This is a genomic window from Streptococcus dentiloxodontae (assembly GCF_053206925.1).
On record NZ_JBRUHR010000003.1, the window covers coordinates 125,036 to 148,019 of the forward strand.

The 22,984-nt window shown below is 38.9% G+C and carries 22 protein-coding genes; all 22 read left to right on the forward strand.

The annotated features are described in order from the left end of the window. Position 1: 1 nt before the first annotated feature. The 22 genes from ACVRZ8_RS03435 (at position 2) to ACVRZ8_RS03540 (ending at position 22,524) form a co-directional block, all read left to right on the forward strand. The gene (locus tag ACVRZ8_RS03435) at positions 2-1,834 is read left to right on the forward strand and encodes an AAA family ATPase (RefSeq protein ID WP_000340813.1); all 1,833 of its coding nucleotides are present in this window, start codon (positions 2-4) and stop codon (positions 1,832-1,834) included. A gap of 91 nt (positions 1,835-1,925) precedes the next feature. After that, entirely contained in the window at positions 1,926-2,273 is a 348-nt protein-coding gene (locus ACVRZ8_RS03440) for a TrbC/VirB2 family protein (RefSeq protein ID WP_000837589.1), read from the forward strand. Positions 2,274-2,283: 10 nt separating this feature from the next. Then, the gene (locus tag ACVRZ8_RS03445) at positions 2,284-3,357 is read left to right on the forward strand and encodes a hypothetical protein (protein ID WP_447447926.1); all 1,074 of its coding nucleotides are present in this window, start codon (positions 2,284-2,286) and stop codon (positions 3,355-3,357) included. A gap of 17 nt (positions 3,358-3,374) precedes the next feature. Beyond that, entirely contained in the window at positions 3,375-4,139 is a 765-nt protein-coding gene (locus ACVRZ8_RS03450; RefSeq protein WP_447447927.1) for an LPXTG cell wall anchor domain-containing protein, read from the forward strand. A 66-nt stretch (positions 4,140-4,205) separates the two neighbouring features. Beyond that, positions 4,206-6,410 (forward strand): LPXTG cell wall anchor domain-containing protein, encoded by a 2,205-nt coding sequence (locus ACVRZ8_RS03455; protein WP_447447928.1) that lies wholly within the window; start codon positions 4,206-4,208, stop codon positions 6,408-6,410. A gap of 40 nt (positions 6,411-6,450) precedes the next feature. Further along, positions 6,451-6,924, forward strand: coding sequence for a single-stranded DNA-binding protein (locus ACVRZ8_RS03460; RefSeq protein ID WP_001190438.1), 474 nt, complete (start codon positions 6,451-6,453; stop codon positions 6,922-6,924). 327 nt (positions 6,925-7,251) lie between these two features. Continuing rightward, on the forward strand, positions 7,252-7,509 hold the full coding sequence (locus tag ACVRZ8_RS03465) for a hypothetical protein (RefSeq protein ID WP_018375474.1): 258 nt from the start codon (positions 7,252-7,254) through the stop codon (positions 7,507-7,509). Continuing rightward, on the forward strand, positions 7,502-10,651 hold the full coding sequence (locus ACVRZ8_RS03470) for a VirD4-like conjugal transfer protein, CD1115 family (RefSeq protein ID WP_447447929.1): 3,150 nt from the start codon (positions 7,502-7,504) through the stop codon (positions 10,649-10,651). Before ACVRZ8_RS03465 ends, ACVRZ8_RS03470 begins: the two co-directional genes overlap by 8 nt. 100 nt (positions 10,652-10,751) lie before the next feature. Next, complete coding sequence (locus tag ACVRZ8_RS03475) at positions 10,752-11,234, forward strand: hypothetical protein (protein WP_161515317.1); 483 nt, start codon at positions 10,752-10,754, stop codon at positions 11,232-11,234. 121 nt (positions 11,235-11,355) lie between these two features. Next, the gene (locus tag ACVRZ8_RS03480; protein ID WP_447447930.1) at positions 11,356-13,443 is read left to right on the forward strand and encodes a pLS20_p028 family conjugation system transmembrane protein; all 2,088 of its coding nucleotides are present in this window, start codon (positions 11,356-11,358) and stop codon (positions 13,441-13,443) included. Positions 13,444-13,448: 5 nt separating this feature from the next. Further along, on the forward strand, positions 13,449-13,733 hold the full coding sequence (locus tag ACVRZ8_RS03485) for a BRCT domain-containing protein (protein WP_047209099.1): 285 nt from the start codon (positions 13,449-13,451) through the stop codon (positions 13,731-13,733). A 145-nt stretch (positions 13,734-13,878) separates the two neighbouring features. Further along, entirely contained in the window at positions 13,879-14,184 is a 306-nt protein-coding gene (locus ACVRZ8_RS03490; protein WP_000343795.1) for a DUF5592 family protein, read from the forward strand. After that, positions 14,184-14,828, forward strand: coding sequence for a TraC-like domain-containing protein (locus tag ACVRZ8_RS03495; RefSeq protein ID WP_000985695.1), 645 nt, complete (start codon positions 14,184-14,186; stop codon positions 14,826-14,828). Before ACVRZ8_RS03490 ends, ACVRZ8_RS03495 begins: the two co-directional genes overlap by 1 nt. 9 nt (positions 14,829-14,837) lie before the next feature. Then, entirely contained in the window at positions 14,838-16,787 is a 1,950-nt protein-coding gene (locus ACVRZ8_RS03500) for a putative type IV secretion/conjugal transfer ATPase (protein WP_447447931.1), read from the forward strand. 13 nt (positions 16,788-16,800) lie between these two features. Beyond that, positions 16,801-17,061: a hypothetical protein gene (locus ACVRZ8_RS03505; protein ID WP_447447932.1), complete on the forward strand. Its 261-nt coding sequence runs from the start codon at positions 16,801-16,803 to the stop codon at positions 17,059-17,061. 13 nt (positions 17,062-17,074) lie between these two features. Beyond that, positions 17,075-18,397: a glucosaminidase domain-containing protein gene (locus ACVRZ8_RS03510; protein ID WP_447447933.1), complete on the forward strand. Its 1,323-nt coding sequence runs from the start codon at positions 17,075-17,077 to the stop codon at positions 18,395-18,397. Positions 18,398-18,414: 17 nt separating this feature from the next. After that, on the forward strand, positions 18,415-18,999 hold the full coding sequence (locus tag ACVRZ8_RS03515) for a hypothetical protein (protein ID WP_447447934.1): 585 nt from the start codon (positions 18,415-18,417) through the stop codon (positions 18,997-18,999). Between the two features lie 144 nt (positions 19,000-19,143). Beyond that, a complete protein-coding gene (locus ACVRZ8_RS03520; protein WP_000701732.1) occupies positions 19,144-19,962 on the forward strand; it encodes a ParA family protein in 819 nt (272 codons plus the stop codon). Further along, positions 19,962-20,234, forward strand: a complete 273-nt coding sequence (locus ACVRZ8_RS03525) for a hypothetical protein (protein ID WP_447447935.1) — start codon at positions 19,962-19,964, stop codon at positions 20,232-20,234. Before ACVRZ8_RS03520 ends, ACVRZ8_RS03525 begins: the two co-directional genes overlap by 1 nt. A 98-nt stretch (positions 20,235-20,332) precedes the next feature. Continuing rightward, on the forward strand, positions 20,333-20,704 hold the full coding sequence (locus ACVRZ8_RS03530) for a hypothetical protein (RefSeq protein ID WP_447447936.1): 372 nt from the start codon (positions 20,333-20,335) through the stop codon (positions 20,702-20,704). Then, entirely contained in the window at positions 20,701-21,057 is a 357-nt protein-coding gene (locus ACVRZ8_RS03535) for a hypothetical protein (protein ID WP_000583305.1), read from the forward strand. Before ACVRZ8_RS03530 ends, ACVRZ8_RS03535 begins: the two co-directional genes overlap by 4 nt. A gap of 132 nt (positions 21,058-21,189) precedes the next feature. Then, positions 21,190-22,524, forward strand: a complete 1,335-nt coding sequence (locus tag ACVRZ8_RS03540; protein WP_447447937.1) for an ISLre2 family transposase — start codon at positions 21,190-21,192, stop codon at positions 22,522-22,524. Positions 22,525-22,984 lie beyond the last annotated feature (460 nt).

Sequence of the window (22,984 nt, forward strand, 5' to 3'; positions counted from 1 at the left end):
AGTGGATGATGAATTGAAGACCCCTTATCTTGATAAGTACACTGATAATTTGTCAGCTAAGGTTGCTAAAAAATCAGACGACTATCAAGTGTACGGCCGTGATAAGGAAGTACAAGCAGTCATTATCTCTCTTCTCAGACGAACGAAAAATAATCCTATTCTGGTAGGAGAAGCAGGAGTTGGTAAAACAGCTATTGTAGAGGGGTTAACACTTGCTATTATGCGTGACCAAGTTCCTGAAGCTTTAAAAGGTTTAACGGTTCGTTCCTTGGAACTATCCAGCTTGATGAGTGAAGAAGATGGTGGCTTCATTGCTAAGTTCAAGAAGATTATTGAGGAGATGGTTGCCACACGTGGTCATAATCTTCTCTTTGTAGATGAATTTCATACCATAGTTGGTGCAGGTAGTCAGGACGGACAAGCCCTCGATGCAGGAAATGTGATTAAACCAGTTTTGGCACGTGGGGATATTCAGTTGATTGGAGCAACTACCTTAGATGAATTCCATGATTATATTGAAACTGATAGAGCCTTAGAGCGTCGGATGCAACCTGTTATGGTTGAAGAGCCAACGATTCCACAAGCTATAACTATTATTGATCAAGCAAAAGGGATTTATGAAAAGTTTCATGGGATTCAAATTTCCTCAGAAGCTGTTCGTCAAGCGGTCCGTCTATCTGTCCGCTATATTACAGATCGTTTTTTACCAGATAAAGCTTTTGACTTAATCGATGAAGCTTCTACGATTGCTGCCGCTGAAGGAAAAGCAACCGTAACTGATGAAGATATAGCCCAGGTCTTAAAAGATAAAACAGGAATTCCTGTGACAACAATTCTGAAAGGTGATCAGGATCGCTTAGACGGTTTCAAAGAAAAGCTGATGGATCGAGTCAAAGGTCAGGAAGATGCGATAGAGGCCATAGTAGATGCGGTAACTATTGCTCAGGCAGGTTTGCAAGATGAAAACAAGCCTATCTCTTCATTTCTCTTTCTTGGGCCGACTGGAGTTGGTAAAACAGAATTATCCAAGGCCGTCGCAGAAGCACTTTTTGATGATGAAGATGCTATGATTCGCTTTGATATGTCTGAGTTCAAGAAAAAAGAAGATGTGGCCAAGCTGATTGGTAATCGTGAGACAAGAACTAAAGGGCAGCTAACTGAAGGAGTTAAACGGAAGCCTTACTCTGTCTTGTTGCTAGATGAAGTTGAAAAGGCTCATAGTGAGGTTATGGATCTCTTCTTGCAAGTGTTAGATGATGGTCGCTTAACAGATAGTTCTGGACGTTTGATTAGCTTTAAGAACGTTATTGTCATTATGACAACCAACATTGGGGCTAAGAAGATTATCAATAAGTGGGAGCTGAAGGGGAACTTCAAAGAGTTAACTGATCGTGATAGACAGCAATTTGAAAAGTCTATGGACAGTGAGTTACAAAATGAGTTTCGTCCAGAGTTTCTTAATCGGATTGAAAATAAGATTATCTTCAACCTTTTAGAGAGAAATGTCATTGAAGAAATTGCAGAGAAGAACCTTTCTAAAATTTCAGATCGAATGAAGCGACAAAATTTGACGCTATCTTATGAGCCTAGCTTGATTCAGTATCTCTCTGATGTGGGTACAGACGTGAAAAATGGTGCACGTCCTTTGGAACGTTTAATTAAACGAAAAGTTTTAGCGCCTATTTCGTCCAAGAGTCTAACCTTGGATAAAGGTAAACAAACCTATAATGTACATTTATGGGTTGATGGTGAAGCACCAGATAATCAACACAGGAAAGATTTGAGACAAATTCATTTGGATATTGAAGGAGAACTGGATTCCTTTTTCAGCTGAAAAAAAGTTTTTCCTGTGATTTGTCCGCTTAACGCACGAAATTTAATTATCCCTTATATTAAGAATGTCAATAAATTAAAGGAGGACTTTTATGAAAAGCAAATTGACACATTTTATCGATAAAGTGAAGACAAAGGGTAAGGGATACTTACTCAGTCTATCACTCTTTCTATCAGGTATCATGACCAATACTGCCTATGCAGACGATCCTTTCGCTAAAACCGATGCACTAGCGCAACAAGGTATTTCTAAAGTGCAAGGAATTGGAATTGTGACTTTAGGTCTTGCCGTTGTTGTAACAGGTTTAGTCTATGGTTTTGGCGGACGTGAAGTCAAAGCTGCTATCAAAAAACACTGGGTGGCTATTGCAGTAGCAATCATTGCAGTTTCAGCTGGTCCAAGTATTGTTGAATGGGGCTTTAACTTCGTGAAAGGATAAGGTGGTTACTATGGCATTTATCCCTTTCAAGAAAAGTAATAAATGTTTGGTGACTGATGATCTTTTTATAGAGATAACCTGGGAAGAAGGAAAATCTCCAGAAGAAGATAGTGAACTTCTGGGTATTATTGAAGGTCTGGATCAGCAGTATCTGGATACCTTCCAACATCCAATTGAAGAATCGTTACCTTATGTAACGTTTCGTCAAGCGGAGTTGCTCTTTCAAGCATTACAAGATGCTTATGGGCAGTTGCAATTGAATAAAGTCGCTATCTGTCATTTAGAAGGAAAAGAAGCTGTTTCAGAAGGGGAGGTATTTGCTAGTCCGTTTGTTATTGATGGAAATTACCAAAATCTTCTATTGCCCTTGATTGAAGCTATTCTTACAGATCCTGAGTTTCAGTCATATACTTACACTGAAAAACGTGAGTATTTTGTGAATCAGATCTATCCAGCTTACAAAGTAAGCCTAGGAATCCAAGAATCAAGCTTGCCCCTATTTCCAGTAGAGGGTGAACAAGTAATAACTGCCTCACCGATGCAAAAGCAAGTCTCTAAAATGTCTGTCCCCCCTACTCAATCAGTTGTAGCACCAAGTACTAAAGAATCTTCTTTAAAAAAAGTTTATATTCTATTAGGCCTTTTAGGTGTTCTAGCAGCAGGTGGTGTTATCTCATCTATGATGGCGTTTTCTCAGCTATCAAAGCAATCTGAGCAGGTCACTTATCTCTATCAAGAGTTAAAGGACACAAATTCTCTGATTGATAAGGAACACCAGGTAGATGTTTTTAATCGTTATTTTTTACCAACTTATTACTCAGGTAACAAAGAAGCTTTATCAGAGTATCTCTCAGATGGAGATGCTAAGTACACGGCACCTAAAGAGGGTACCTTGCAATCAGTCATTCTAGAAAAGATGACGTATGATTCTAAGACTAAAGAATATACGTCAACTTATGTTCTCTCTGTGAAGCATGACGATAAACCGTCAAATGTCAGATTAACCTTTAAGGTTAAAGCGACTGACTCTAAAAAAGGTTTCGTCGTTACCACAGAACCGAAAGAATCGGATTATAACAAATAAAGAAAAGGAAAACAAAGATGACAAAGAAACAATTACTGGCCACCTTGGCCGTATCAACGTTAGCACTGGCACAAGCTGGAGTGGTTTCAGCTGATGAAACGACAACTTCTCCAGTAGATGGAACAACCCCAGTTGTTGTCTCTCCAGCTGAAACACCAGTAGATCAAGCACAACCATCTCAGCCTGTCGAAACACCACCTACTACAGAGCCAGCGACACCACCAGCGACAGAAACACCAGTGGATCCTACAACTCCGACTCAACCTTCGGAAAATCCAACGACACCGCCAGCGACGGAACCTGTTACCCCCGTTCCAAGTGATCCAGCCGATCCATCAACGACAACTCCATCTACGCCTTCTGAAGAACCAAAATCAGATGACTCAACCCAACCTTCAGGAGAGCCGACATCGCCATCAGACGATAATGGTCAGACTACGCCAGCACCAACTGATCCATCTGCAGGAGAAGTTCCTAGAGATGTCAAACCAATGCCAGAGCCAGTAGTGACCTTTAATCCTTTTGAAACTCCAAGTGGTCAAACCGTTGTTGGCACTCAAAATAGCCAAGTCATTGTCCAAAATGCAGATGGCAGTACTCAAACCGTTAAAGCTGAGGATGTAGGTGGCACAACTAATTCTGATGGTACTGTGACACTGCCAACAGCGTTAGGAGAAGCTAAAACTCTTCCTCAAACAGGAGAAGAAGGCAGTCTTCTATCGGCAATTGGTCTAGGACTCCTTAGTTTAGTAGGGGTTATCTTTAAGAAAAAAGCAATTTAAATCATACTATTACTTTGACCGAGAAGTCAGAAAACTAAAAAAATGAAAAAAGAAAAGGAAAGAACAATGACTCAAGAAACAAAACAAATTTTTTCAATTCGCAAATTCAAAACAGGAACTCATTCAGCTTTGTTAGCTAAATATGGAATTGCCTTAGCAGCTAGTGCTGTTCTTATGGGGGCTGCTACAGTTTCAGCTGATGAAGTAACAGCTCCTCAGACACAACCTGCCACTGAACAGGTTGCTCCAGCTGCTGAACAAGCACAAGCTCCAGTACAAGAACAACCAGCTGTTACAAGTGATATTGCAACTAGCGTTCCTAGCAATACAACACAAGATCAAGCAGTTAAGGCAGTTGATGATGCTCAAGCAACTTTAAAAGATAATGTGAACACTGCTAAAGATGCTGGTGTTGTCGTAACTGAAGGCGACACTCAGGAAGTTGTTATCAATGACAACAATGCAGCTGAAAAAACGACTGAAGTATTGACTGATTTGAATAAACAGGATCAAGCAGTTAAGGCAGCCACAGAAAAACAACGTGATAATGTGAAAGCTTATGAAGAGACAAAAGCTGAACATGAAACAGTAGTAAAAGAAGGCCAAGAGTCCCTAGACCAATCAACGGCTGAAGTTGATAAGCTCATGGATCAAGCCAAAAAAGCTGGATTATTGGTTACTGAAACAACAACGGATAAGACACCAGATTACAAAGATACTAAAGGTTTAACAGGTGATGATCTTCGTCAAGCAATGGCTGAAAACCTTAAATTATATCAAGATGCCGTTGCGGCTGGATTAGTCATTCAAGGAAAATCTGTTGAAGATTTGAAAAATGCGTTGGCACTCTACCAAGCTAATCAAAAAGCTTATAATCAGGCCAATACTCAGCTGAAGGATGCTAAGTCAGCAGGAACTGCAGATCTTGAATTGGCAGATGGCCGTCAAAATGAAGTCGTTGATTTAGCTAAAAAGAATAATGTTTCAATCGATGTTAAATCTGAAACAGTTACTCCAGACTATATCAATGTAAAAGGCTTGACTGGAGATGAACTCCTTAAAGCTATTGAAAGTAATATTGCTAAGTATCAACAAGCTGTAGCAGATAGCGTTGCTAAGCAGGATGGTTCAACTAAAGATGCTAAAGCAAAACTTGATGCTTACCTAAAAGCTTATGCTGATTTTAAAGCAGGTAAAGGTGCTGCATCTGGTATTAAATGGGCTGGTAATACAACAGTTGAAGCTGGAACAGCGCAAAAAATGACTGGTAATGAACCTGCAGTTTCATGGGGAAATCTTAGAACAGCAGCCGCTGATGCTATTCAGTCGTTGGATCGTAATCAAAATACAGATGCTAAATTTGATAATCTGTTTAAAATCAATGGTTCTGGATCCGTTGTTATTAAAAATACAACTAACGGTGATGTAACGTTAACCATCAGTAATATCCAGGCGTGGCAAGCAGAAAATACCTATTTAGCGGTTTGGGGGGCTAAAGACGGTGGTATTGCTTGGGGTGTATTTGCAACAACACATGGTACTGTCTCAGGTGGTGCTGGTGAAGGTGCAAGTGGTGGAACAATTGGTTATACAGGAGCAATCTTAGCTAATGTAAAATCTTATGATTATAAAGTTTCTACTAGCAAGGCTGTTTCAACTGTCACATTTAATGACATTGACAACAATCAAACAGTAATCTTAAACGGTCTTGATGGCTCTAAACTTGTCAAAGGCCGTAATGTCACACAAACAGGAAATCATTATTCAGCTGGAGCTGGTGATGTATCACAAGCATCAGGTGGCGTTATCGACTCAAACGGTATTCAGTTTAATCTAACTGATGCTAAAAATGTAACCTTTAGCGGTAGTCACTTCCTTCCTGGTTATATCAATACCTCAATCGTAGCTGGTATCTTTGGAGTTGCCTCTGAAGTTCCAAAAGAACCTACAAAACCTGCGTTATCCGTTCAAAATTTTGATGTAACTGTTCCAGAAGCACCAGAAGAACCTAAAGCTCCAAAGGTAGCTGTTCAAAAAGTGACAGTAGAAGCACCAAACGCTCCTGAAGCTCCAGCTCCCGTTGAAGTGGGTGTGCATTACTATGAAATGAAGACAACACCAACTCCAGAAGTGCCTGCGCCAAAAACACCAGTAACACCTGCTAGTGTTCTTCCATCAACTGGTGAAGAAGGTAGCATACTTGCAGTGCTAGGCGGCGCTTTACTTGCAGGATTGAGCTTAGTAGGTATTCGTAAACGTAAAGAAAACTAATCAAATATTTGATTAACTTAATCAATAGAAAGGAAAGAAAATGCAAAGTTTTATTGCTAATGGCCGTGTTTCAGATATTCCATCAGATGCTGTTGGAAAAACCTCTAATGGGCATGTCAGTTTTAAATTTGAATTTGTATGTGACACCAGTCAACAAGATCAAGAAGGTAAGGCTTTACCAGCTTTCTTTCATGTTCAGGTGTATGGCAAACAAGCTGAGGTTATGGCCCAGAGCCTTGTTAAGGGCTCGCCTATCCTAATTAAGGGTGAAATTATTCAACGCCCTTATACGAACAGCCAAGGGCAACGTCGAACCTATCAATTTATTGCTCCAGCCTTACAAGGTGGGATTACTTTCTTAGAAAATAAAGAAGCTGCCAATAGACGAAAACAGGAGCAACTCAACATGCAGAAGCAACCAGCAGATCATGATCTATTTGGTGGAAATGAAAATCAAAATATTCTACCAAATGACTCTTATCCAACACCGATAGATGCTGATGAACCCTTCTAAATAATAGAAAAAGGCGTGAGGGAGAACCTCATGCCTTATTTTATAGAATCATCATCAGTTCAAAAATAGCACGTGGAATAATCGCACGTGCTATTTCTGGTTAGGGCTTTGCGCCTCTGATAGTATATCATAAGGCGTGCTGAGAAGGCAATTCTGAGCCGTTTTCAGGTGATTTTATAGGTGATCGTTCATGAAAATCTCTAAAAATGAGCGACAAAAAGTTATATAACTTTTTGTCTACTGTTTTGACTTGTCCGCTTAACGCAGGAATTTTTATTATCCCTTATTCTAGGAATGTATTAAAAACTAGAAGGGATAACTTTGCTTATGGTAAAACAACAAACAGATTATCAATCTGATGATTTAATGGCAGATTCCCTTCAGATAGAAAATTATCTGAAGCAAGGAAGAAGCTGCCACTTATGTACAGTTCATCTGGGAATTGAAGATGGTATTAGTTCTTACCTAGAACGTTACCAGCTTGCTTCACCTCAACAGAAATTTAAGATTTTTCTTTTTTCTACTTTCTATGGTGAGAAGATCAAGCGATTCTTAGAAGAAATCCGAGGTAAACAATATGTTTAGTTGGTTAGAAGCAATTTTTTATACTTTGGTCCAACTAGCAAAGGTGAACCGACTGAATGCTTTATTATTGATTAGCTTTTTGGCTTATCTTTGTTACCAGGGGTACAAGCTAGTCAAGCAACCAATGATGACCTTTTTTCAGTTAATCAAAGGATGGATTAATGATAGGGATAACATTAAGAAGCGTATTCGTCATAAAAAAGAAGAACTTCTGAACCTTTGGAAGCATCGTCAAGATATTGATTGGCGATCATCTGGAAAAGACAAAGGGAAAATGATTTGGTCTTTGGCCAAGCGACTTGCCACAGTGGTCCCTTCTTTCGTATTCCTACTGTTTGGAAACATTATTTTTCGTCTGGTTTACATGCTGCCGTTTGTTAAGCAGGACAGGAAACGGTTTAACAAGGAAATGAAACCCTTGCTCTACTTTAAAAACTATCGCAGCTTTGTATTCATGGGATTAGGATTTAGTTTTATTGCTTTGATTCTGACGAACTATCTGGTAACTGTTTTAAGGGCGGCCATCCGATTCCTTTATTTCTCAGTCGTTACTTTGAGAGATAACAGTCAAGCGGTAACGTTTAACGTCGATAGCTTGCTGATCCAGAATCTATTTAATATTAAGGTATTTGTCATTGCTCCTATTCTGGCCGTTCCTATCTTTATTATTGGGTTAATAGTTGCCTGGAAATCCGCTTGGGTTAACTTTGAGCAGTACCGTGATTATAACCATAATGAAGAAGGGGATGATCGCTTTGCGACCGTCAAGGAAATCCATCAGCAATACAAGAAAGTCCCTAATAAGACCGAAACCTATCCAGGTGAAGGGGGAGTCCCTGTTCTGCATGAGACAAGAAAGAACCTAACAGGCTTAACTCTTGGCTCTCAAATGCTCTGGCAAAACCGCACGTTCAGCCGTTTCCTAACTAACGCAGAAAGAATTTTAGGAATCTATGCTCAGGCTTCGGGTGACTATTACATTGATGACAGCACAACCAATATGCTTGGTATTGGTATGACCCGTTCTGGTAAGGGTGAAGGTCATATTACAACGACTATTGATATTAATAGCCGTGCTGAAATTCAACCATCAATGGTTATAGCCGATCCGAAAGGTGAACATTATCAGTCATCTTACAAGACCATGCGCCGACGTGGCTATGATGTTAATGTCCTATCTTTCCAAAATATGGATTGGTCAATGTCTTATAACCCTCTAGCACTTGCGATAGCAGCAGCTAAGAAGGGTTACTATGAAATGACTCAGACAAGGGTCAATGCGGTTGCTGAAGCAATTTATCGTAAAACGAAACCAGGTGTTGGGAACGGAAATGCCAAATATTGGGAAGATACCTCTATTTCCCTTTTTAATGCGATTGCTATGGCTTTGATTGACCGAGCTAATGAAACCTTCAAGAATGGTGAAACGGATGCCTGGGACACGGTTACAGTCCGTAATATTGCTAAGTTCTTGACTGATTTAGGGTCAGAAGAAGTTTTTGTCAATGATTATGGAGATATTATTGAGAATCCAGACCGTGACCAGCAGGTTAAGAAGAAATCTAAAATCACGGTGTATTTTGATAATCTGCGAAAGATTAATCAGGAGACTTTCTCTAAATTCAGAGATATGGCTGATCTGAACTTCAGATCATCTGACTTTGCTTCAGAAGAAACCAAAGGGAATGTCTTCTCTAGTATGATGTCAGGTATTAACCTCTTCTTGCAAGATAATATTGCTAAATTGACTTCTAAAAATTCGATCGATTTGGAGTCAGTCGGTTTCCCACGTCGCTTATCTATAAAGTTCCGCTCAAACTCAACTGTTGCTATGCGTAACGAGTATGCTCATAAGACAGCTAAAATCACTATTACCAGTCAGACAGCTTGGGGTAAAGCTACCAGACAAGTTACTCACGTGAAAGAAGCAACAGCTCTTATCGATGGAGAAGGCTATCTTACTTATGTGATTGAACCTAAGCTGCCAGATCAGTTCCTGGTAACGATTGACTTTAATCACAAAAATAATGGTGTTTCTGCTATTCGTTATAAAACCTTCCAATTTTCAGCTGAAAAAGTCTATAAGAAACATGGCAAGGTCATTGCTTTGGATGAGTACACCAAGAAACCAGTATTGGATCATATCAAGGTTACTGTGCTAAATAAACAGGAGGATAATCTTCTTCAGGAAGAAGATATTGACTTGGTTTATTCAGACAATCCTAAAGTGATTTACCTGGTAACACCACCAAATAGAACAGAATATAATAGCATCGTATCTCTGTTTTTGGATCAATTATTTAATGCCAATTATGAGTTAGCTCTGTCAAATGGCCGTAAGTGTGTCAATCGTATTCTTCATATCTTAGATGAGTTCACCAATATTCCAGCAGTTCCTCACATGGATACTAAGATTTCAATTGGTCTTGGTCAAAATATCCTATACTACCTCTGGATTCAAAACTTAGAGCAACTAACGGATAAATATGGAGAGCATACAGCTAAAACTATCAGGGATAATTGTTCTATTCAAATTTATGTTAAGTCAACATCTGGTGATACGAATCTAGCCTTCAGTAAGGACTTGGGAACACGTACGATTACACGTCGCAGACGTTCTAGCAATATTCTAGACGAAGCCAATCCAAATGTTTCCATTGAAAATCCTAGACAGGAACTATTGACACCTACTCAGTTAGCTAAACTGCAAGAAGGAGAAGCTGTTATCTTGCGTGGGGTTAAAGGCCGTGATAATGCAGGACGTAAAATCACGACAGACCCTATATTCTTACATGAGAAAACCAGTCTTCCATACCGTTATATGTTCCTTCAAGATGAGTTTGATCAGTCTATGACTCTGGCTGATATTCCAGTAGAAAGTGATCATAGGGAGCTTGACCTGCAAGATATAGCAGTAGGCGCACAAAACACCTTCAGCAAGATTATTGACTGGCGTATGGCTTTAACAGACCGTATGAGGACTAATGGAGAGACACCTCAATTAGCTCCAAGGAAACAAGCAATTAAACATCTAAGTCAAGCTCAATTCACTTCTCCAGCTGATTTAACTCAAGCAGTGATTGCGGAAATTTTCGATGAGGACGACGCTGACGATGGTTTCTTTGTAGATGATGTGATATAACAAGATAGATAAAAAGTTATATAACAATATATATAAACTATTGAACAGAAGTCATCTTTTTGTTATAATGGAGCCAAGAAAAAGCTGGGAGAAAATTATTATGAAGTTGAAAAAAATCTTAAGTTTTTTGGTGCTGGGTATTGCCTTAATTGCACTATCAGCCTGTGGTAAGAAATCTACTGAGGATATCATCAAGACTGAATTAAAAGATAGCTATACTGGCTATTCAGAGAATTCGGGTTATACCTATCCATTTATTGCTGGTGATGATACGCTAACTTTTAATAAAAAAGAAAATTTGATTACAAACAGTCAAGGAAACAAGAAGTATTTTTCAGTGGTATCTAAAGATGATATTCCTTCCGGAACTCAACGTGTAATTGATAGTCTTGATAATCAACTCAAAGGAACAGATAATTTCACCATTATTGTCAGCCGTGATAAAAATCCTAAGTTGAAAGACTCTGAGGGTGCTTATCAAATTGCCCTTTCAGATGGTGGAAAAGCTATTCGAATTATTGAGTTATATCAAGATTATGCTTCTGACGGTAGTTATTATGATTTCTCAGGTAAAGCTGAATAGTTGAAAAGTCTCGTATAGTCGAGGCTTTTTTTTGATGCTTCCTGTGATTTGTCCGCTTAACGCAGGAATTTTCATTATCTCTTATCATGAAGGTATCTTATATAGAAAGTAGGTACCTTATGTGAAATATGACACTTATTCCGATTTGGTCAATGCCTTAGAAAAAGGATTTTTAGATGTTAATGGCAAAACCAATGGGAATATTACAGGGGAAAATGCTGAGAAAATGGCTTCCTTTTATAAATATTGGAGCAATTATTTGGATACCACACCAGCATTTCTCTCCTTTCTAGCTTATATACCTGGTGCCATCGCTAAAGCCTTATATTCGATTACCGCTAGTCTTGAACATGTCTTTAATAATATGTTTAAGCTCTTTGGATTATTTGGCTATTTAGGCGATAGTAACACGGTTATAGGCAAATTCTTCTTCTGGTTTCAGGTTCTTGGAACCACTCTCTTCAGCTTGATTCTGGTTGTTTCAGCTATAACTGGAGTCTTTACAAAGCCAGTCAAATACAAAGGCGTGATTACTAATTTCCTTTTAGTGACGATGGTAACGGCAGTCTTGCCATTGGCCTTGACAACTGTTTCTTCTGCCATTGCACAAGATGCCATGAGTATCCAAACGGTATCCAGTGAGGCACCAGATGGCAGTGAGCAGTACTCTTCTTTAGCAATTCAGCCTATGAAGAATAATATTGTGGATCTCAAAGTACTGATTGATAACGATTTTTCAACGGAACTTTTTCCACTGGATGACTATGGTTACATAAAACCTCCTAAAGAGGGGTCAACACCTGTCAACAATGTCACAGATAGTAAAGACAAAAGAGACACTACTGATTTCGCGACACGGATTGATTTTGGAGCAATCTATGGTGCAGCTAATGAGGATTTATTGACAGAGATGGAAGATAAGCACAAAGGAATAAAAGGTCTCTTCCTTCATCGTTTAAACGCCAATCAGACAGGTGTTGAAACGATTAAAACGCATAAAGTCGTCGAACAATTAAATGCCTTTTCACCTGTCTATATGCGATACAAAGTCAACTGGATAGGGATGTTTATGCAATACATTATCCTGATTGTATTGCTGGTATCCATGTCAATTAAGCTGGTTAAATCAGTCTTTGATATTCTCATTGAAGGCTTGATTTCTCCTCTTCAGGGGTATTCGTCTTTATCCAATTCTAAGAAATATAAAGAGCTTCTACGTACCATGGGAGGAGCGCTTGCAGGGATTTTCTTTGAAGTGGTAATTATGCGTGTGACTCTTGAAGTCTGTCGTGATTTACCAACCTTATCAGTATCAGCCGTTACAAAATTATCAGGTGGTTTCTTTGATGGCTTGAATATGTGGGAACAATGTCTTGCAGCCTCACTTGTTTATATTGGTATTTTCTTTGCTGCTATGCAAGGAGTATCGATGATTGAACGTTGGCTTGGCGTTTCTACTGGTCATAGCGATACAGCCCAACAGCTGCTTGGAGCAATGATGATGGGGAATGCCTTTGCGACAGGTGCAGGAGCTATCGGTAACGGAGCTATGGCTATGGGAGGCTTTGGTTTTGATATGGCTAAAAAAGCCCCTGGAGCAGTTGCAGCAGGAAGTAAAGTTCTTGGAAATAGTTTAGCCACAACTGGTGGTGGTATTCGAGGCGCTTGGAATGCTACTAAGGATCAAGGCGTTGTGAATGCTGCCAAAGGCGGTTTAACTAATATGTATAGTGCTGCCGACCTTATGGGCAGAGAAGCCGTTGGTAAGGTCAAGGATTTTGTAGGTGGCGTTGATGAGAAGCTAAGTAAAAAAGAACAAGCGGCTCATGATGCTGTTTATAGAGGTCTAAAAGATCATAGTCATCCAGAAGAAGTTAAACCTGTCTCACCATTTGATCCAGATGCTTCAGCTGGCTTTGAACCACTTTCAGAAGCTGCTGGCCCAGCTGGCGGTGGTGTTACAGATCCTACGTTACCTTCTTCTGAACCTTCTGGAGAAGCATTTAGTGGCGTCAGTGAACCGACGCCATCAGGGACTCAACTTCCGAACGCTACAGGTGATGCACCAAAAACCCCTTCACACAAGCAAAACTTCCAGAAATCAATGCACCAAATGAGCTATATGAACCAACAAATGCAGCAAGCTGGTCAGCGAATGCAGGGACAAAATCATATCAAAGGTGCTGAAATTGATGAAAGTGACGAATAAAGTCTATGCTTGATTTTAGGGGAAAGGTTGTTGTGGTCACAGGGAGCTTACGTCCTATGACAAGACAAGATGTTATAGCCTTCTTAGAAGGAAGAGGAGCTATTGTTCAAAACTATGTCTCTGGTCAAACGGATATACTACTTGCTGGCCACAAACAATTGGATCTCTTTGAACCAGATAAGAGGTCTAAGAAATACGAAGCCGCATTATCACGAATAGCTGAAGGGCAAGTGATCACTATTTTTTCAGAAGAAGAATTTTTCAATCTCGTGAAGAAGTCTCACTCTTGAGGCTTCTTTTTTTATATACAAAGATATATAACTTTTTATACAAAAAAACTGACTATCATTATCAGCTGGGGATGGTTTGTCCGCTTAACGCAGGAATTTTCATTATCTCTTAAGATAGAACTATTAAGAGAAAGGAGACGGATAGATGGATGAAAAATATGGTGTTCCACGGGACATCTATGCCAAAGTAAAAATCATAGGTCTTTTCATGGCTGATATTGTGTTTGTGGGAGGTTCTGCAGTTGCTGCTCTCTCAATAGGAACAAAAATTTTTCCTACAAGCCAATGGCCACAATTAATAGCCTTTATATTATTAACACCGCTGATGTGTCTTTATTTGGTTTTGCCAACCAACGGTGGAAAGAAGAATTGGCAAAGCATGTTTCTTTTTTTTAGGAGACGACGGAAACGTTATATCAGCTTAAATTACCAGAGAGGAGTTAAACGCTAATGGCGATTAAACAAAACCAATCCCAGCCTGAAGTCAAGCGACAATTGGGACGTAAGCAAGAAAAAAAGCAAAGTCAAGAATATTTTGATCTTCATTCTTGTGTAGAGTTACTGGATGTCAAATCAATTATTGATAATCGTCAGGCCTACATTCAATTGGTCGATTATGGCTATCTTCAACTGATGGAGATACCAGGAAAAGACTTAGGATCACTTTCTTATAACGAGATTCGACGCACGATTGATAATTTTGAAAAATGGTTGACTGACTTTAATACGGATATTCAAATCGAAACAACCACTTTGCCAACCAATACAGATACACAAATTATGGACCTACGTCACCATTTAAGTCTGGTTCGTCAGGAAATGGCCAAGCTCTTGCCTGATTCACGTCGCTATATGCAATTGCATGATCGAGAGCTACTGTTAAGAGATGAAATTCAGGTAGAAGAGAGTATCCAGCAGGAGATCTATAATACTGAGTTTATCTTATGGCTCTTTGCACCAACAACCACAGAATTGGATGATCTGGTGCGTAAAGCTAAGTCTTATGGAAATAATGATTTTGTTCCTCAGGAAATAACCAGGGTTAAGAAAGAACAAATTATCAAGCAGTTTAACAACATGAACGAAAAAGTATAGGAGGATAACATGCCAGAATTATCAAAGCGTAGGCAACGGCAACTGAAAGCACAAGGCTATGACCTTGCATTTCTCAGTCGCATTCAACCACAAGGAAATATTGACTTTAAAAAAGATGACCGCTCCTGGATGAGTGGTGACGGTTATCACACCGCCCTTCATTTTTACGAGTACCCGTCAGAAGACTTAGATCGTTTTTGGTTATCTGATCTGATGCTGATTCCAGGGACACGTTCTTTCTTATCTCTCTATCGAGCAAATAATAAAGAACTGAAGCAAGAAATTAAAGATGCTATTGAGGAAAAATCAACTCGTATTACTGGAAACTCTAAGATAGTTGATAACCAACAAGAACTAGATGAAATCAAAGACTTAACTCAGCTGGATAGAGACATTACCAAGAAGAATATTGCGATGCTAGGAATGTACGTCCGAAACTATTCCTCTGCCTCAACTAAAGAAGATTTGTTTAAAAAGGTTGAGGATATTAAAGATAAGACATCAAACTTTAAGTCAACTATCCTCTCAGGTGAATTGGACTTTGAATATCATGCCCCTTTTATTCCAGCACAGTATCAAATAGATTTGCCTAATCGTAGACGTGGGATACCTATTAGAGCGCATGATTTAGCAGGTGGTTATTTCTTTAATCACACTAAGTTAGAGGATCAGAGAGGTGTCTATATGGGCTGGACACCGACGAAGGGAGCTGTCAATTTCAACTTCCTAGAACGTGATGAACGTCGAACTCGTTCGTTTATGATTATTTCAGGAAACCCTAAGATGGGCCAACGCTCATTCTTCCTGAAACATACGGACGGTCTTTATGCCAAAGGGAACTATATTCGTAACTTTGATGCTAATGGTACTTTCTTGGAGCAAACAAGACAGCAGCATGGGGTGATCTTGGACTTATCAGGTGAAGCTAACCGTATTAACATTTTCCAAGTCTTCCCGACTGTTACAAACGAAGAAGGAACAGAGATCGATAAGAAGAAATCCTATAACCTTCATATCCAGAAACTCAAGAGCATCTTCAAGCTACTTAATAGTGAAGTAACAGGTGATGACCTAACGACTTTTGGTAAGATGCTTAATGAGTTTTATATTGAAGAAGGGTTATGGGCACGTAATCCTAAACTGAATCCAGAAAGACTAAAGGCTACGGACTTGGTAAATGAAGAATATCCAATCCTATCTGACTTTATTTTGTATGCGGATGACTATAAGCGGAGTCTGATGAGCCAAAGTAAGCCTGATGAAATCGAAATTAAATCAGTCAATCGTATTTATAACACCTTCAATGAGTTGCTAACAACGAATGCGGAGATGTTTGAAGGGACAACAGAGTTTCAGGATATTTCTTCTGAGCAAGTGGTAACCTTTGACTTCTCAGGTCTTAAAGGTACTCCTCACTTGCTAAACGCTCAAATCTTTTCAGTGTTATCCTTGGTTTCAGCTGATATTGTCAACAATGGTAAACGTTGCAAGCAACTTTTAAAAACTAATTCTCATCTTACTGAGATGGATATGGAACACTATGTCGTTAATATCAGTGAGGCACAAACATTGATCAATCCTAAGTACGAAAGCAGCGTTGAATTACTAGCAGATATGATTGATTCCATGGGAGAAAACTTTGCAGGTGTTGTTCTATCAGTTAACTCACTTAGAGGGATTCTCTTTGAATCTGGAGCAGGCAACCACAAAGATCCATACGTGACAGCTGTTCAGCGTATCTTTGGCCTGATGCAATACCGTGTCTTTGCCCAGACGGACGAAACAAGTATTCCACTACTCGCTAATGCCTTGACTGGGTCTATGAATCAGTCAGAGTTAGAGACATTGCCACGTTTGACTAAAGGACAACTGTTTATGAATATCGCAGGTGTTGGGAACTTGGTCTTCAACCAGCAGCTTCTAGCTCCTGAAGTACAGCGCTATGGCGGTATCCAGTAGAAAGGGGGATGACATGTCAAAAAAGAATCCACAAAAACTTGGTCCAATCGCAAGACGAAAGCAGGCCATTAATAATTACGTCACTATCCGAAAGGTAAGGAATCAGGAAATTAGGAATTATTTTGCTTCTGAAGAAGAGCCTGATCCAGACCGTTTGGCAGAACAGAAAGCACGTGATCAAGAATTTCTAAGAAGTTTGAAAAAAATTGGGATTGGTTTTGTTGTTTTCTTAATTATCTATGCCATCTTAAAAACGATTCTTGGCTTATGGTAGTACGAGGTAAGACATGAAAAAAGCAATTTTATTTAAAATACTCTTTCCGCTTATCTCTTTGGTCTTTGTCATCAGCATAGGTGTATCGATACTAGCAGGCATTTTAGGAGCTGTTAGTAGCTCTAATTCAGATTGTTCAACAGAAGTTGCGACCTCAACATCAACAGCCACCTCTGTCTCTTCAGGTGATGGCTCGATTGATTCATTTGTTAAGGAACATAAAGAAGCCTATATTCTTTCCTGGAAAGCTGGAGGTTTTCTACCGTCTGCATCGATAACTCAGACAATGATTGAGAATGGGTTTAACTTCTCTAATCCTAATGGAACATCCTTCTGGCAGGCTCATAATATGGGAGGGGTTAAAACATCTAGCAAGAGTAACTTCCCTGTTACACTTGCGACTTACGGTGAAGATAGTGTTGACCTTTCAGGAACAAAGCCAGGAGCCAGTGTTGGAGATGGAACAGGTGGAGCTTATACTTGGTTTTCAAATTATGATGCGGGTATTGTGGGTAAGGCCGAGTTTATGGCTCACCAAACCCTCTATACGAAGGCTATTAACAATACAGATGGCGTGTCCACTCTAAGTGCTATCGCAGACGGTGGTTGGGCTACTGATGGCACTTATAAAACCAAGCTTATTGACATGTATAATACGCTTGGGAAAAAGTACGAGTGGCTAGACAAGGAAGCTATCAGCGCCCATGGTGAGAAGCCTTATAAGGAAGCAGCAACTTCACCTGGTGATAGTGGTCCAACGGATACTTTCACTAGCAGCAATAGTGATGAGGATTGTAGTGATTCCTCTTCTTCAGGAAGTGCAACCGATGGGACAGGAACAGTTCCAGCCGATGCAACAGCTTGGGGTTATAAACCAGATGATCTTCCAGATAGTTTGAAGCAGTATATTATTGATCCATCCAAGAACGGACTAACCTATAAGGGGCCAGCTGGTTGGGTTGAACATTCAGGTCAATGTGTGGCTCTTACAGTTAGTCTTGGAAATCAACTATGGGGCGGTTCAGGCACTGTTATTGGTAATGGAGACAGACAAGCAAGTTCCTGGGCAAGCACTCGATTTGGTAATAGTACGAAGACAAGTCCTAAACGTGGGGCTATATTCTCAACTAACGCTGCAGCGAATCATACAGGGATTGTCTGCCATGTTTTTGAAGATGGATCCATCTTAATTGTCGAACAAAATACTCCTTTATCAGGAGCTGATAAATATGGGGTAATTGACACCTGGAACTATCGTGTCGTTAGTCCATCATCACAAAAATCAGATGGTTTCCATTACGCTTACCCTGATAACAAGGAACCTAATATCAAATAAAGAAAAGAAGGTATATCATGTTTAATTGGATTAAGGAGAATATCATTATGGTATTTGTTGTTATTCTACTAGTAGCCTTAGCAGGTTTCGGTATATTTTCTAAGCTTCAGAAAAGTACTGATAAGCCTCCTAAGACAGAACAAGTCTCAAATAAACCAAAGAAAGATTCAACACCTCCCAAAGAAGAAACAGCGGACGAAAAGAATTATCGAACCGCTAAATTGAAGCTAGAACACCCTTACTCAGAAAGCAGCGAGGAAAAGAAGCAACAAGTCCTTAAAGCCTTTGATGAAGCTATTAATGATATTAAGAAGGCAGGGCATCTATCAAAGGTCAAAGGTACTTTAGAAAATCATCTTTCGATGAGTCAAGCAGGAATGGTTCAAACCTTTGCAATGGTTCTTCTAGTAAACGATTATGAATACCAATCATCTAAACTAGAAGTGATGCCATCTGAAAATGAAGATGTTGTTCAATTTCTGATCGTTCTGACAAAGCAGGGAGAAGATAATTGTTATTTCGTAGGAAATTTCAATACAACGGTTAACCAAATTCAGCTAAAAGCCTATGTTGGCGGTAATATTGGCGGAACATACGGATAGAATTTAAAAAAGATTGATACACAAAAAGTTATATAACTTTTTGTGTATTTTTTATTGACAAAACCTAGCGTATAAGATAAAATAGAGATATAAAAAGTTATATAATAATTTATATAACTAATTACGTGTTAAGGGAGTGTTTTCATGAAGATTCAAACAACAAACCTAGATAAAGGTGGTGGTGGAAAAAGCAGTCATACTTATAACGAAGGAGACTGGTTATCACGTATCAAAAATAAGCGTGTCCTACTGATTGACGGTGCCAGAGAATGTAACCTAACGCATTCCTTTGATGTCACAAGTGAAAAAACAATCTATGATATTTTTACAACAGGAGAGTATGAAATTTGTCGGATCAATGATAACCTTAGTTTAATTCGAGGAGATGAGCGGCTAACCGATGAACAGTTAGATTTAGCCAGCCGAAATAATAAATATCTTCAGTTGTTTATGTGGTTTAGTGAACATTATGAAGAATTGGCAGAACAGTTTGATATTATCTTGATTGATACTCACAATGATGAAAGTCTAGTAACCGCAAACTTCATTGCTGTGTCAGATATTGTTCTAGGAGTAACAGATGCTTCAACCAATGGTTTTCGTGCTTGGTTAGCCCTTAAAAAGTTTGTTGATTACATCAAGAGTGAAGCTGTCGAGGTTATCACAAAGAAAAGTTATGTGAAGGCTGAAGCTTATCTCATTGGCAATAAAATTGAGTATTACGGTAATAATGTAACAGACACCTGCAAACAATTTTTAGATGTTGTCCAGGAAGATGCAGCTTATCTGGGATCTATACAGAAAAAAGAGCTTGTGGCTAAAAGTTTGGTTATTAACCAAAGTGTTTTTGAACAACGTGAGCAAATGACTCCTAAACAAAAACAAGATCATCAGAAATTTTATGATAATATAGAGTATGTCTATGAAAACATCTTAACAGTACTAGAAGGAGAGGTTGCTTAATGTCTGATAATCGCTTTGCTCAGTTAAGAGATAATTTTGAAAAAGAACCGCCTAAACGACGTGTTCCAACACCTCGCACAACAGCAGCTCAGAAAGCGCCTGAGAGCTATAATAAGAAAGGGCGCTATCCATTTTCGTTGCATTATGATGTCCGCTATGAGAAGCTTGAAGAGCTTGTTGCATTCCATGGATCTAAGTCAGCTTCAGATTACTTGGAGAAATTAATTATCCAGGAGTGGGAGAAGATGCAGCGGAAGCTCAAAAATCAATAAAGATAGGAAGTATGACAATGACTTATTTATCAAAATTATCTGATTTAGATCAATCCGGTTAAAACGGTCAAACTAAAACAGTAGGAAGGAGTAGCATTATGAGTTTTTTATTCTATAAGGCACTTGGCTTGAAGTATTTTAACGCGGCTGCTTCTGAAGCTCTTGAAAGCAATCAGGTTCCCTTCAGCGGAATTGTTGTGATGATGCTAAATACTTTGGGTCTATTAACAGTTTGTTTACTTGAGTGCTTTGGCTATGTATTGATAATTGCCGAGTTACAATCGTTTGGGATTATTTCATATGTTATAGGGGTTCTTGCTGTCATTGATATATTTTCAGCCTTGCTATTAACCGTTTTGAACGGGGCAACTACGGTCAAGATGTTTATGGTTTCTATAGGCGCTGCCACTTGTGAGAAGGATCCAATTACTGGCAAATTAAAAATAAAAATAAAAGGAGAGGGATTATGATTATTTTTGTTTCTATCAAAAAACTTGTTCAGACTTTTTGGTGGTTGATAGCAGCAATAGCGCTGTATATCTTCTATCAGTCTATTGGTTTAAATATGTTCTTCTTGCTAGTTATTGGACTTCTGGCACTGAAATTTGTGCCTGTTCTAGTATTGCCAATTATCATCATTGCTCTAGGAGTCCATTTCTCAGGTGGCTTTTCGTTCATTGCGGACTTTTTAGAAACAGGAATTGTTATGCTTATAGGTTTTCCTTTTGTCCTCATAACTTGGCTGTTTATTGATGAACAGATAAAACAATACAAGGAGCTTAAACAGTTAAGAGCTGACGTTAAAAAATTAAAAACTAAATAACACAGAAGTATAGAGTCCTTCGCCTATTGGAGGGCTTTTTTTAATTCAGAATTAAAATAAATTTGAAAAGAAAATGCTGAATCTATAAAATAAGGCTCGTTATTTCAAAATTAAAGGAGAGGAAGAGGGAAGATGACGACCTTTGATGAAAGAGAACTGAAGGAACAGCTATTTGAACAAAATGCGATTGATTTTTATGAATTTGTGGCCAAGTATGATGATCAAATGGTCCCAGTTATGAAAGCTAGAGGATATACTTGCGTCCATTCTATGGAACGTACAGTTGCTTTTACGTTTGGGGAATTTACCTTCCGTCGCCGTCGATGGAAAAAAGGAGATAAATGGGTAATTCCAGTTGATGAAAAATTAGGACTGAAGAAGAATGTTCGATTCTCCTGGGAATTTATGTATCAGATTGCTAGACTATCTACGATGATGCCTTATGACAAAGTAACCCAGGTTATTCAGCTGACTTATCACATTACAATTACTAAGCCTACAGTCGTTCAAGCTGTTAAGCTTTGTGACAAACTGCTAAAAGAACGTGCAGCTTATCGTTTCTATGAGGAGTCTATTAATCGAGATAAACAAAAAGTCGATGTTATCTATATTGAAGGTGACGGTGTTATGGTGAAAGCACGTAACAGTGATACAGAGAATCGCCATTATGATTTGTCTCATTTCGTTGTGCATACTGGAAGCCATAAAGTTGGTAGTAATCGCTTTGAACTAAAAGATAAAAAAGAATTTGTAGCCTTGGATAATCGCTTAGTCAGGGAGCAAGTCTTGGACTATCTTTACAACACTTATGAGATAACTGACCAAACATTACTGATCACTAATTCTGATGGTGGCCACGGTTATACACCATATATTTTTAAAGAGATTGCCAAGGCGCTGAAAATCAAGCGACATGAGCATTTCTGGGACGAGTATCATGTAAATCAGAAACTAAAAAAGTTCTTTAAGCCCTATTCTGAGGAGCTTCTTGATAGAGCTTTTCAGGCGATTAAGCAACATGATAAAGGGAAGCTTCGTACAGTTCTTGATACGACAGAAGCATTGGTTTTAACAGAAGAAGAACTTGAAGCTTTTGAAGACTTTAAAAGAAAGTTGCTTAATAATTTTCAGTACACTAAGCCAGCAGAGTTGAGAGGCTTCAGTCATGCAGGTATAGGCATAATGGAAAGTCAGCACAGAAAGATTACGTACAGGATGAAGAAACGAGGCATGTACTGGACGGTATGGGGAGCTGAAACCATGAGTCGTATCATTGTTCTTAGTTATGAAGATAAATTACGAGATCTATTTTTTGGTTCTTGGAGGGAGGATTACGAAAAATTAGTTGAGTTAGAATCTTTATCAGCTGGATCTATCAAGACAAAATTAAATCAAATTGAGCGAGAATATAACCTGCATCGACTGAGTAAAAAGGAAAGCCTACGTGCTTTTTGGTCAAATAAGTAGATAAAAAGATATATAACAAGTTATATAAAAATAACCTTTCAAAAGAAAGGCTTTTTGTGCTAGAAAATTGAAGAAAATGCTTGCTTAATGTGTTTCCGTGTGTTATAATTTAACTAAATTAATCGAATAAAAAAAGACGAAGGTGCGTCAACACCTCCGCCTTACCGAGTAAGAACCTCACCTTCTTACTCAGTCATATCTTATGATACAAGATAACGGCCACGCCGTCAAGACTGAGCAAGAAAAATGTTCAGTCTTTTTGTTTACAACTCGGTTACAAGTTCTTCTCATAAGCCATGGATGAACATTCTAAAAAATTCTACCGCATACAAGGGAAGAAAAGTAGTTGACAAAGGGAATAAGGTTTGCTAGAATATAGGAGTTGTCTTCAGAGGAAGGCAGAGCCCTTTGAGAACTGAATAAGAAACCAAGTGCAGGGTTTGTTATGAGAATAATAGAC